Here is an 11,936-nt window from a genome sequence, read left to right as displayed (position 1 = left end):
TCACCCACCGAGCCGCCCGACCCCGCCCAGGAAGACTGCCCGCTCGGCGTCCTCGGCGCTCTCCGGAGTCTCCGGGCGCCACTGTGGCGCCCACACCACTCCGGGCTCGACCAGCTCGAAGCCGTCGAAGAACGAGGTCAGCTCGGCCCGGGTGCGCACCCAGAGGGGATTGTCGGTGCGCCGGTAGACCTCCTCGGCCTCGGCCCGCTGGGAATCGTTGCGGCCGTCGTCGCTGGCTTGGGAGAGGACCAGGTAGCTGCCGGGAGCGAGCGCCGCGCGCAGGGTGCCCAGCACCTCGGCCGGGTGGTCGTCGTCGGCGACGAAGTGCAGCACCGCCACGATCAGGACGGCGATCGGCTGGGAGAAGTCGAGCAGCTCACGGACGTCCGGATGGGCGAGGATCCGCTCGGGGCGGCGCAGGTCCTCCTGGACGACCCGCGCGCCGTCGTTGCCGGCCAGGATCTCCCGGCTGTGCGCCACGGCGACCGGGTCGACGTCGACGTAGACCACCCGGGAGTCGGGGGCGTGCCGCTGGGCGATCTCGTGGACGTTGCCGACGGTGGGGATGCCCGAGCCGATGTCCAGGAACTGCCGGACGCCGGCCGCGGTGAGGAACTGCACCGCCCGGCGCAGGAACGCGCGGTTTGCCTGGGCCATCAGTGGCGCCTCCGGCACCGCCGCCACCATCGCCCGGGCCGCCGCCCGGTCGGCCGCGAAGTTGTGCGAGCCACCGAGGTAGTAGTCGTACATGCGGGCGACGCTGGGACGTTCGACGTCGATCGTTTCGGGTGCCCAGTCCGGCCGCTGCAATGCCCTCAACCCCTTTGCGCGCCATCTGGGGCGTTACCGCCCCGGCGGGTATTCTGCCCCGCCTTCACCGCAGAGACCATAGCGCGGTGCTGCGGAGGGTGATCGATGCGAGGGGGTCCGTGCCCGCCGGGCGGCAGACACGGATCTCCGTCGGAGCTGTGTCTGCCGGGCTCAGAACTTCGGGGCGTCCGGAGCCTCGAGCAGGCCGAGCCGCAGTGCGGTCATCAGCGCCTGGGCCCGGTTGGCCGCGCCGAGCTTCTCGTAGAGCTTGGAGATGTGGGTCTTGGCGGTCGACTCGCTGACGAAGAGCTGCTTGGCGATGCCGGCGACGCTCATCCCGTCGGCGAGCAGCCGCAGCACCTGACCCTCGCGGGGCGACAACTGCGGTCCGGACGGCGCGAGCCGGCGCTTCATCGCCTCGGCCAGGTCGGCGGCGGTGAAGGCGCTGGGGGAGGAGGCCGCGTGCCGGGCGGCGGCGACGACCTCGTCGGCCGGCGCGGTCTTCGGCACGAACGCGCTCGCCCCGGCCTCCAGCGCGCCGAAGAGCTGGTCGTCGCCCGCGTACATGGTGAGCACCACGATGCCCATCGAGGAGCTGGACTTGCGCAGGGCGCGGGTGGCCTCCAGGCCGCTGCCGTCGGGCAGCCGCAGATCCATGATCACCACGTCCGGTTGCAACGCACCGGCCTGCCGAACGCCCTCGGCCGCGGTGGCCGCCTCACCGACGACCTCGAACTGCCGGTCGCGCTCGAAGGCGTGCCGCAGGCCCTTGCGGATCAAGTCGTGGTCGTCGACAAGGAGGACCTTGGTACGTGTGGCCGGTGTCGGACTTGTGGTCATCCTCGGGTTACTCCCCTTCTGCAACTGCGGCGGCGCTACCGCGAACGTTATCGCGCCGGGGCGGCGAGCCGACCACCACCGCCACGGTGGTCCCGCTCGGTTGCCGCGGCCTGATCTCCAACCGGCCCCGGATACGTTCCGCTCTCTCGGCCATGATCGCAAGACCATAGTGCCCGTCGGTGCGCTGGTCACCTATGCCGTGACCGTCATCCGACACTTCGATCTGAGCATAGGGGGGATCAACCTCACAGGTGACCCAGAGATTGGATGCACCGGCGTGTTTGCGGGCGTTGGTCACCGCCTCCTGGGCGATGCGCAACAGCTCGGCCTCGGTGGCGGCGGGCAGCCGGGCGGGGGACTCGTCCAGCGACAGGTGCACCCGCAGCCCGCCGGAGGCGCCGACGGTGCGGGCGTACTCGGCGATCGCGGCGGTCAGCCCACCGTGCCGGTCCACCTCGCTGCGCAGCTCGAACAGGCTCAGCCGCAGCTCGGTGATCACCCGGGTGACCTCGTGGCGCAGGACGCGCAGCGACTCGGCCGTCTCCTCCGCGTCGTCGTGCACGGTGGCCAGGGCGTTGTCGATGCCGTAGCCGACCATCACCAGCTCCTGGGCCACCCCGTCGTGGATCTCCCGGGCCAGCCGCTGCCGCTCCTCGTTGGTGGCCAGCGACCGCACCTCGTCGAAGAGCAGCGCCGCCTCCAGGCGCAGCGCCGCCGGGCCGGTCATCCCGGTCACCTGCGCCGTGACCGGCGGCGGGTACGCCTGCGCGGCATCCGCCTCCAGCACCACCAGGCCGACCGTGCGGACCCCGGCGACCAGCGGCACGATCAGCGCCGAGACGTCCCCGCCCGGGTGTGAACGGGACTGCGAGCGGGCCGCGGTGTGCGGCTGCTGACTGGCCCAGGCGTCGGCGATGGCCGAGTCCGCGTCGAGGGTGGTCTCCCAGTCGACCCGGTCCGCCCCGAGTTGGGCGAGCACCACCAACCGCCCGCCGCCGCTGGCCGAGAGCACCGCGCCCCGGTCGGTGCGGGCCACCGTGCGCAACTCCTCCAGCAGGTGCTCGGAGATGCCGCCCGGGTCCAGCGTCGCCCCGGGCAGCTGCCGGGCCACCGTACGCAGCTGGGTCAGCAGCCGGGTCGCCTCCGCGTACGGCTGGGGCTTGCCCTCGTGGCGGACCTGCATCACCCGGTGCAGGGTGCCCGCGGCGTAGAGGCCCAGCGTGGCCAGGATCAGCCACTGCGCGCACACCGCCAGGTAACCGGGCTGGCTCAGCTGGCGCACCCCGCCGACCTCGGTGAGCGCGCCGGCGACCAGCAGGGTGCCGGCGACGACGGCGATCAGCGCGGCGCCCTCGCGGAAGCGCCGCCGCAGCGCGGTGACCGTCACCGGCACCGCGAGGTAGGGCAGCACCGCGGAGGCGCCGAGCCCGCCGATGTGACCGCCGACGGTGGCGACCGCGGCGACCTGGCTGGCCGCCAGACCGAGCACCACCACCTCCGCCACCCGGCTGAGCGGACCGATCAGCCAGTGCTGGGGCGCCAGACACGCCGGCATCCCGGCGATCGCGAGCAGCAGGATCCACCACAGCTGGGCCACGTCGCGGGTGGCGAAGAGGGTCAGTACGGCGATCAGCGCCAGCACCACCACGCGCGCTGCCGCAGCGAGCGGGTGGGGCCGGGCCAGGGTGGATGTTGAGGCGGGCACGTGACGGATCGTAGTCAGCCGCGGTAGATGTCGGCGATCTCCGCCGCATACGTCTTGTGTACGACCTGACGCTTGACTTTCAGCGACGGGGTCAACTCACCGGTGGCCTCGGTGAAGTCCCGGGGCAGGATCCGGAACACCTTGATCGCCTCGGCCCGGGAGACCGACCGGTTGGCCGCGTCCACGGCGGACTGGATCTCCGCCCGCATCCCCTCGTGCGCACGCAGCGTCTCGACGTCGGTGCCGGCGGGCAGGCCGGCCGACTCCAGCCAGGCCGGCAGGGCCTCCTCGTCGAGGGTGACCAGCGCGGCGATGAACGGCTGCCGGTCGCCCACCACGACGCACTGGCTGATCAGCCGGTGCGCCCGGACCTGGTCCTCCAGCACGGCCGGGGCGACGTTCTTGCCGCCGGCCGTCACGATGATCTCCTTCTTCCGGCCGGTGATGGTCAGGTAGCCGTCGCCGTCCAGCGAGCCGAGGTCACCGGTGTGGAACCAGCCGTCCGCGGTGATCGCCTCGGCGGTCGCCGCCTCGTTGTGCCAGTACCCCTGGAAGATGAGGTCACCGGAGATGAGGATCTCGCCGTCGTCGGCGATCCGGATGGTCACGCCGGGCAGCGGCCGGCCGACCGTGCCGATCCGGGTGAACTCCGGCAGGTTCGCCGACGCGGCGGGGGAGGTCTCGGTCAGCCCGTACCCCTCGCAGACGGTCACCCCGACGCCCCGGAAGAAGTGCCCCAGCCGGGCGCCGAGCGGCGCGCCGCCGGAGATGGCGTCGCGGCAACGCCCGCCGAGCGCGGCCCGCAGCTTGCCGTAGACCAGCCGGTCGAAGAGCGCGTGCTGGGCGCGCAGGGCCAGGCCCGGCCCGGCGGCGGTCTCCAACGCCTCGCTGTACGCGATGGCCACCGCCTCGGCCCGGGCGAAGATCTTGCCCTTGCCGGCCGCCTCCGCCTTCTGCTTGGCGCCGTTGTAGACCTTCTCGAAGACCCGCGGCACCGAGAGCACGAAGGTGGGCTTGACCTCCTGCAACTCGGCGACCAGGTGCTTGGTGTCCGAGCAGTGCGTCATGGTGGCCCGGGCCTGCACCACGCCGATCTGGATGAGCCGGGCGAAGGCGTGCGCCAGGGGCAGGAAGAGCAGGGTCGACGCGTTCGGCCCGAACAGGTTCGGCAACACCGGCACGGCGTTGGCGATGTCGGCGTACATGTTGCGGTGCGTCAGCACGCAGCCCTTGGGCCGGCCGGTGGTGCCGCTGGTGTAGATGATGGTCGCCACGTCCGGCGAGCGCAGGGCGGCGCGCCGCTGGTCGATCTCGGCGGGCTCCACCGCCGCGCCGGCGGTCACCAGCTCGTCGATCCCGCCGGTGTCGATCTGCCAGAGGTGGGCCAGGTCGGGCAGCTGGTCCCGGACGTCGGCCACCAGCGTGGCGTGCGCGGCGCTCTCCACCACGCAGGCCACCGCGCCGGAGTCGGCCAGGATCCAGGCGGCCTGCTCGGCGCTGGAGGTCTCGTAGATCGGCACGGTGACCGCCCCGGCCGCCCAGACGGCGTAGTCGACCAGGGTCCACTCGTAGCGGGTGCGGCTCATCAACCCGACCCGGTCACCCGGCCGCACGCCGGCGGCGACCAGACCGCGGGCGACCGCCACCACCTCGTCGCGGAACTGCCGGCAGGTCACGTCCACCAGGCCGCCGCCGGCCCCGCGGCGGCGGAACTGCACCGCGTCGGGGGCGACCTCGGCGTTGTCCCAGACCGGGTCGGTGAGGTTGGCCGAATCGCCGACGGTGACGATCGGTGGGACGGAGAACTCGCGCACCTGCACTCCTCGTGCTCGCTGGCCGGGTCGGGCCGCCGCTCGGTCGGCTCTGTCGAAACCTACCCGCCCGACCCGCCCGGGGGCGCAGGCAGGTGGGGCGGCGCGGCGCGTTGGCGCCGGCCGGGCGGGTAGCCTCCCCCCATGGCGGACTCCTCCACCCAGTCGATCACCATCGCGGCGTCACCGGACCGGGTGGCGGCGGTCATCTGTGACTTCCCGAGCTATCCGGAGTGGGCCGACGCGGTGCGCCAGGCCGAGGTCGTCGAGGAGTACGAGGACGGCTACGCCAGTCAGGTCCGCTTCGTCCTCGACGCCGGAGTGATGGCCGACGAGTACGTGCTCGAATACGCCTACGCCGAGGACCTGTCCCGGATCGAGTGGCACCTGGTGGCGCCCTCGAAGATGCAGAAGGCCCAGCGTGGCGCGTACGACCTGGTCGGCAACGCCGACGGGGGCACCACCGTGACCTACACCCTGGAGGTGGAGCTCGCGGTCGGGATGCTCGGGATGTTCCGCCGCAAAGCCGAAAAAATGATCATGGACGCCGCGTTGAAGCAGCTCAAGCGCCGGGTAGAAGCACCTGGTGCGGCGCAGTGACGCGTCCGGCGACCCGTTCGCCACGGTAGAGGAGCCCAGCATGGGTGCAACGGATCCGGGCTCGGCCCGGGAAGAGGCGGAGCGGCTGGTCGCCACTCTGCTGGCCACCGCACGGATGGCCGCCGCCGGTCCCGCCTTCGCCACCGGCGCGGCCGAATGTTGTGTCTGCCCGGTGTGCCGGGGAATCGCCGCGTTGCGCGATCCAAGTCCTGAATTCTCCGAGCGGCTGGCCACCGGTGCCGGCGATCTGGCCGCTGGGCTGGCCAGTTTCCTGCGGGCCTTCGCCTCGGCGGAGCCCGCCGCCGACCCGGCCGAGGGTGCCGGCCACGGTTCGGAGGGCGACCACGTGTGGCGCGAGGCGACCCGTACCGGGCATGATTCTCAGCCGGCACCGGAGCGGGACGTCTGGTCCGCCGCCACCCGGGCGGCGGAGGTCGCCGTCCCCACCGCCGAGCCCGTCGACGCCGCCGGGCCGGAAGCGCCGGCCGGGCGGACGCCGGCCGACCGTCGCGTGGTGCCCGCCTCGCGGGTGCCCGACGAAGAACCGGCACCGGACACGGAAGCCGTGCCCGGCGGGCCGCAGGGCGCACCAGGCGACGGGGCCTGATCAGGACGACCCGCACCACCGGCGAGGGCAGGTGCGCGCGGGGTGGCACAGCAGAGGGGAGTGTCCGCGGTGACGCTGACCATCGGAGTCGACGTCGGTGGCACGAAGGTGGCCGGCGGTGTCGTCGACGACACCGGAACGGTTCTCGTGCAGACCCGACGGGACACCCCCGCCGATGACGTCGGCAAGACCCGCGACGTCATCATCGAGGTGGTCAGCGAGCTGGCCACCGGGCACCAGATCCAGGCGGTCGGCATCGGCGCGGCGGGCTGGATCGACGCCAAGCGCTCCACCGTGCTCTTCGCCCCCAATCTCGCCTGGCGCGACGAGCCGCTGCGGGATTACGTCAGCGCGGCGGTCGAGCTGCCGGTGGTCGTGGAGAATGACGGCAACGCGGCCGCCTGGGCGGAGTTCCGCTACGGCGCCGCCCGCAACGCCGACGACTCGATGGTCATGTTCACCATCGGCACCGGCGTCGGCGGGGGCATCGTGCTCGGCGGCGAGCTGGTGCGCGGGAACAACGGCATCGCCGCCGAACTGGGCCACATGCTCACCGTCCCCGACGGGCACCAGTGCGGCTGCGGGCGGCTCGGCTGCATCGAGCAGTACGCCAGCGGCAGCGCACTGGTCCGCTTCGCCCGCGCCGCGGCCCGACAGGAACCGCACCGGGCCACCGCGCTGCTGGAGCTGGCCGACGGCGAGGCCGAGGCGATCACCGGGCCGATGGTGACCGCCGCGGCCAAGGGCGGCGACCCGGTCTCCGCCGAGGCGTTCGCCCAGGTCGGGCGCTGGCTCGGCACCAGCCTGGCGGACATGGCGCAGATCCTCGACCCGCAGGTCCTCGTCGTCGGCGGCGGCGTGATCGACGCCGGTGACCTGCTGATGGGCCCGACCCGCCGCTCGTTCACCGAGGCGCTGGCCCAGCGCAGCCGGCTGCCGGTGGCCGAGATCCGCCCGGCCGAGCTGGGCAACTCCGCCGGTGTCATCGGCGCGGCCGACCTGGCCCTGCGGATCTGAGGTGACCGACCCCGGCGTGCCGCTGCGCGTCGTGTCCTACAACGTCCACGGCCAGCGCGACGACACCGCCGCGCTGGCCACCGTGGTCCGCGCGGCGGCGCCGGACGTGGTGGTGGTGCAGGAGGGGCCGCGCCGCTTCCGGTGGCGGCAGAAGTCGGCCGCGCTGGCCGCCTCGTTCGGCCTGGTGGTCGCCGCCGGTGGGCTGCCGTCGCTGGGCAACCTGCTGCTCACCAGCCTGCGGGTCCGGGTGACCGGCGTCCGGTGCCGGCGCTTCCCGCTCACCCCCGGCCGGCACCTGCGCGGCGCCGCGTACGCGGACTGCGTGGTGGGCGGCGCCCGGTTCACCGTGGCCGGCTCGCACCTGTCCACCGACCCGGCCGAGCGGCCCGGGCAGGCACAGCTCTTCGGCCGGGACCTGGCCGCCGCGCCGTACCCGGTGATCGCCGCGGCCGACCTCAACGAGGAGCCGGGCGGGGCGGCCTGGACCACCGTGGCCCGGGGGTTGACCGACGCGGCGGTGGCGGCCGGCCGGGGCGAGACCTTCACCTACCCCTGCGCGAGTCCCCGGCGGCGGATCGACGCCCTCTTCGTCGACCCGCGGATCGTCGTGGTCGACTACGACGTGCTGGACACCCCGCTGACCCGCCGGGCCAGCGACCATTTTCCGGTGCTGGTCGACCTGCTGGCGCCCGCTGCCGGCTGACCGTCGGCCGCCGGCCGGGCTGGACATCCCGCTCCGTTGTGGAGAGGATTTCGCGCGACCCGGCACTCGTGCCGAGACGAAGGAGACTTCCCGGTGCCCACCCCCACCGAGCACGGCCGGCCCGATCCGGAGACGACCACGCTCGCCCGCAGCCGTGACGGCCGCCCGGTCTCCGACCGGGGTGACACCGTCTGTGTCATCGGCGCCGGAGCCAGCGGCCTGACCGCGGTGAAGAACCTGGCCGAGCACGGCTTCGGCGTCGACTGCTACGAACGCGAGACCGGCGTCGGCGGCGCCTGGAACTGGCGGCACGACCGCAGCCCGGTCTACGCCAGCACCCACCTGATCTCGTCGCGGCCGTTCACCCAGTTCCCCGACTTCCCGATGCCGGACGACTGGCCGGACTACCCGCACCACAGCCGGCTGCTCTCCTACTTCGAGCGCTACGCCGACCACTTCGACCTGCGCCGGCACATCTGGTTCGGCACCGAGGTGGTGCGCGTCGAGCCGGTCGACGACGACCGCTGGGACGTGACCACCCGCAGCACCGGCGGCTACGGCCCGGAGCGCACCTCCCGGTACGCCGCCGTGGTGATCGCCAACGGGCACAACTGGTCGCCGAAGCTGCCCCGGTACGAGGGGTTGGAGCAGTTCCGTGGTGAGGTCATGCACGCCTCGTCGTACAAGGACCCGGCCCAGCTGCGCGGCAAGCGGGTGCTGGTGGTGGGGGCCGGCAACACCGGCTGCGACATCGCGGTGGAGGCCGCGCAGCAGGCGTCGCGCTGCTGGCACTCCACCCGCCGGGGCTACTGGTACGCCCCGAAGTACGTCTTCGGCCGCCCCGCCGACCAGGTCAACGACACCCTGCTGGCGCTGCGGGTGCCACTGCGGCTGCGGCAGTGGCTCTACCACCGGACGCTGCGGCTGACCGTCGGCGACCTGACCCGCTTCGGCCTGCCCAAGCCGGACCACCGGGTGTACGAGACCCACCCGATCGCCAACAGCCAGCTCGTCTACTACGTCGGCCACGGCGCGATCAGCCCGGTCACGGAGATCGCCCGCTTCGACTCGCACATCGTCGAGCTGGCCGACGGCCGGCAGATCGACCCGGAGCTGGTCGTCTTCGCCACCGGCTACCTGCCGCGCTTCGAGTTCCTGGAGGCGAAGGTCCTCGGCGACGACGAGGGCGTGGGGCGGCCCCGACTGTGGCTCAACGCCTTCGTGCCGGACCATCCCACCCTCGCGGTGACCGGCCTGGTCCAGCCGGACTCGGGGGTGTTCACCCTGTCGCACTGGCAGGCCGTGCTCTTCGCCCGGCTGCTGCGTCTGCGCGCCACCCGGCCGGAGCGGGCGACGGCGTTCGCCGCCCGGGTCCGGGCGGGCGCGGGCGAGCGCTACTCGGGTCAGGTCAAGGATTCGACCCGGCACTGGTTCGAGGTCGGCCACGCCGACTACCTGCGGGCGCTGGAGCGCGCGCTGCGAGACCTGGAGGGGAAGTGACCGAGTCGGTGCGCGTCATGCGGGGCTGGGAGTGGGCGCGGCCGGTCCGCCCGGTCCGGCGCGAGGTGCTCAGCGCCACCCCCGAGTTGGAGGAGGGCCATCCGCCGCTGCTCTTCGTGCCCGGCTTCGGGCACGGCGCCTGGGCGTACGCCGAACACTGGCTCGGGCACGCCGCCGCGCGCGGTTTCCCGGCGTACGCGGTGAGCCTGCGCGGGCACGGCGGCAGCGGCCCGGCGCCGGAGGCGAACCTGCGGGCGTACGCCCACGACGTGACCCAGGTGGCGGCGGGCCTGCCGCGCCAGGCGGTGCTGGTCGGGCATGGCGCCGGGGCCCTGGTGGTCGGCCACGCCCTGGCCCGGTACCCGGCCCGGGCGGCGGTGCTGGTGGCGCCGGTGCTCGGTGGCTGGGCGACGCTCGGCGCCGCGCTGCGCCGCAACCCGCTCGGCACCCTGCCGGCGATCTTCGGCGGCGGCCTGCGGCTGAGCCGCCGGCAACTGTTCAGCCGCGAGCTTGCCGACGCCGACGCCCGGCGGCACAGCGCCCGGTTGGGCCGGGCCGCCCGGCGCGCCCAGTGGCAGCTGCTGGCCGGCGCAGACCCGGAGCCGGCGGTGGGCCACCCCCCGGTGCTGGTGCTGGGCAGCCCGGACGACCGGGTGGTGCCGTCGTCGGCGCTGACCCGCGCGGCCCGGCGGTACGGCTCGGCGCCGCTGCTCTTCCCGGGCATGGGGCACGACCTGATGCTCGACGCCCGGTGGCGGGAGCCGATCGACGCGATCCTCGACTGGCTGGTCAAGGACCCGGCCCGCGCCGACCGGCCCTGACCGGCCCGGCCCGGCCGCGGCGGGCCGGCGTCAGCCGCTGGTGAGGTGGGTCAGCAGCGAACCGCTCTGGTCCAGGGTGGACAGATAGGAGCGGGCCCAGGCGCGGATGTCGTGCTCCCGCAGGTGCACGCGCATCGCCTGCATCCGGGTCCGCACGTCCGCCGGGTCGGCCCGCAACGCCGCGAGCAGGCCCTGCTTGAGCCCCTCCAGGTCGTGCGGGTTGACCAGATACGCCTGCGACAGCTCGGCCGCGGCCCCGGCGAACTCGCTGAGCAGCAGCGCACCGGCGTTGTCCACCCGGGCGGCGACGTACTCCTTGGCGACCAGGTTCATCCCGTCCCGTAGCGGGGTCACCGCCATCACGTCGGCCACCCGGTAGAGGGCGGCCAACTCGGCCCGGTCGAACGGCTGGGTGAGGTAGTGGATCGCCGGCTCGCCCACCCGGCCGAACTCCCCGTTGATCCGCCCGACCTCCCGCTCCACCCGTTCGCGGAGGATCTGGTACTGGCCGACCCGTTCCCGGCTCGGCACCGCCACCTGCACCAGCGCCGTGTCCCGGACCTTGACGTGCCCGCCGGCGAGCAACTCGCTGTACGCCTTGAGCCGCTGCTCGATGCCCTTGGTGTAGTCCATCCGGTCGACGCTGAGGATCACCTGGTCGGGGCTGCCCAGATCGTGGCGCAGCCGGCGGGCCCGGTCGGCCACCTCCGGCCGGCCGGCCAGCGCGGACATCTCGGCGGTGTCGATGGAGACCGGGAACGCGCCGATCCGCACCACCCGGTCGTCGACCGCGATCCGTCGGTCGGTGGCCGGCAGCCCGAGCACCTTCGTCACCAACTGGGCGAAGTTGTGTGCGGCCTGGGCCCGCTGGAAGCCGACCAGGTCCGCGCCGAGTATCCCGCGCAGCAACTCGGCCCGGCGGGGCAGCTGCATGAACAGCTCCGGCGGTGGGAAGGGCACGTGCAGGAAGAATCCGATGCGCAGGTCGGGTCGCAGGTCGCGGAGCAGCCCCGGCACCAGTTGCAGGTGGTAGTCCTGCACCCAGACCACCGCGCCGCGCTCGGCGACCTCCGCGGTGGCCTCGGCGAAGCGCTGGTTGACCCGCAGGTAGCCGTCCCACCAGCGCCGGTGGTGCTCCGGCTGCTCGACGGCGTCGTGGTAGATCGGCCAGAGCGTCGCGTTGGCGAAGCCCTCGTAGTGGTCGCGCAGGTCGTCGCCGGTCAGCGCCACGCTGTGCATTCGCACTCCGTCGACGTCGGGCAGAGCGGGCGCAGGACCGGTCCCGCGGACCCAGCCGCCAACCCAGGTCGCCGGGGTGTGTCGCAGCAGGGGGTGGAGCGCGCTCACCAGCCCGCCGGGGCTGCGGCGCCACTCACAGGCGCCGTCGAGCGCCTGACTGTCGTCGATGGGTAGGCGGTTGGCCACCACCACGAGGGAACTCTGTCGCATCTCGGGCATTCCGATCAGCAGGGGAGCGACCGCCACGAGAAAGGAACAACCGGGCAGTCGGCGGGTAAAGTGA

Annotated in this window: 11 protein-coding genes; 6 read left to right on the top strand and 5 right to left on the bottom strand. The window is 73.4% G+C overall.

The window, feature by feature from the left end; all coding sequences use genetic code 11:
- From ACQPYA_RS23450 to ACQPYA_RS23435, 4 genes are all read right to left on the bottom strand, one after another.
- Positions 1 to 810 (bottom strand): SAM-dependent methyltransferase, encoded by an 810-nt coding sequence (locus ACQPYA_RS23450; protein WP_433529250.1) that lies wholly within the window; start codon positions 808 to 810, stop codon positions 1 to 3.
- Between the two features lie 171 nt (positions 811 to 981).
- On the bottom strand, positions 982 to 1,650 hold the full coding sequence (locus tag ACQPYA_RS23445) for a response regulator transcription factor (protein ID WP_200209675.1): 669 nt from the start codon (positions 1,648 to 1,650) through the stop codon (positions 982 to 984).
- 7 nt (positions 1,651 to 1,657) lie between these two features.
- Positions 1,658 to 3,355: a sensor histidine kinase gene (locus ACQPYA_RS23440; protein ID WP_433529249.1), complete on the bottom strand. Its 1,698-nt coding sequence runs from the start codon at positions 3,353 to 3,355 to the stop codon at positions 1,658 to 1,660.
- A 14-nt stretch (positions 3,356 to 3,369) separates the two neighbouring features.
- Positions 3,370 to 5,169, bottom strand: coding sequence for an AMP-dependent synthetase/ligase (locus ACQPYA_RS23435; RefSeq protein WP_433529248.1), 1,800 nt, complete (start codon positions 5,167 to 5,169; stop codon positions 3,370 to 3,372).
- A 141-nt stretch (positions 5,170 to 5,310) separates the two neighbouring features.
- Here ACQPYA_RS23435 and ACQPYA_RS23430 point away from each other — a divergent pair, with 141 nt between their 5' ends.
- From ACQPYA_RS23430 to ACQPYA_RS23405, 6 genes are all read left to right on the top strand, one after another.
- Complete coding sequence (locus tag ACQPYA_RS23430; RefSeq protein ID WP_433529247.1) at positions 5,311 to 5,766, top strand: SRPBCC family protein; 456 nt, start codon at positions 5,311 to 5,313, stop codon at positions 5,764 to 5,766.
- A 40-nt stretch (positions 5,767 to 5,806) separates the two neighbouring features.
- Positions 5,807 to 6,373 carry a hypothetical protein gene (locus ACQPYA_RS23425; RefSeq protein WP_433529246.1) on the top strand — a complete coding sequence of 189 codons (567 nt, stop codon included), beginning with the start codon at positions 5,807 to 5,809 and terminating at the stop codon, positions 6,371 to 6,373.
- 69 nt (positions 6,374 to 6,442) lie between these two features.
- Entirely contained in the window at positions 6,443 to 7,390 is a 948-nt protein-coding gene (locus ACQPYA_RS23420; protein WP_433529245.1) for an ROK family glucokinase, read from the top strand.
- 1 nt (position 7,391) lies between these two features.
- Positions 7,392 to 8,093 (top strand): endonuclease/exonuclease/phosphatase family protein, encoded by a 702-nt coding sequence (locus ACQPYA_RS23415; protein WP_433529244.1) that lies wholly within the window; start codon positions 7,392 to 7,394, stop codon positions 8,091 to 8,093.
- A gap of 93 nt (positions 8,094 to 8,186) precedes the next feature.
- Positions 8,187 to 9,593, top strand: coding sequence for a flavin-containing monooxygenase (locus ACQPYA_RS23410; RefSeq protein WP_433529243.1), 1,407 nt, complete (start codon positions 8,187 to 8,189; stop codon positions 9,591 to 9,593).
- Complete coding sequence (locus ACQPYA_RS23405; protein WP_433529242.1) at positions 9,590 to 10,414, top strand: alpha/beta hydrolase; 825 nt, start codon at positions 9,590 to 9,592, stop codon at positions 10,412 to 10,414. Before ACQPYA_RS23410 ends, ACQPYA_RS23405 begins: the two co-directional genes overlap by 4 nt.
- A 30-nt stretch (positions 10,415 to 10,444) precedes the next feature.
- Here ACQPYA_RS23405 and ACQPYA_RS23400 read toward each other — a convergent pair whose 3' ends face one another.
- The gene (locus ACQPYA_RS23400) at positions 10,445 to 11,863 is read right to left on the bottom strand and encodes an alpha,alpha-trehalose-phosphate synthase (UDP-forming) (protein ID WP_433529241.1); all 1,419 of its coding nucleotides are present in this window, start codon (positions 11,861 to 11,863) and stop codon (positions 10,445 to 10,447) included.
- Between the last annotated feature and the right edge of the window lie 73 nt (positions 11,864 to 11,936).

This window comes from Micromonospora sp. CA-263727 (genome assembly GCF_050942455.1).
Taxonomy (GTDB): Bacteria; Actinomycetota; Actinomycetes; order Mycobacteriales; family Micromonosporaceae; genus Micromonospora.
This window is presented reverse-complemented; position numbering and strand designations above follow the sequence as displayed.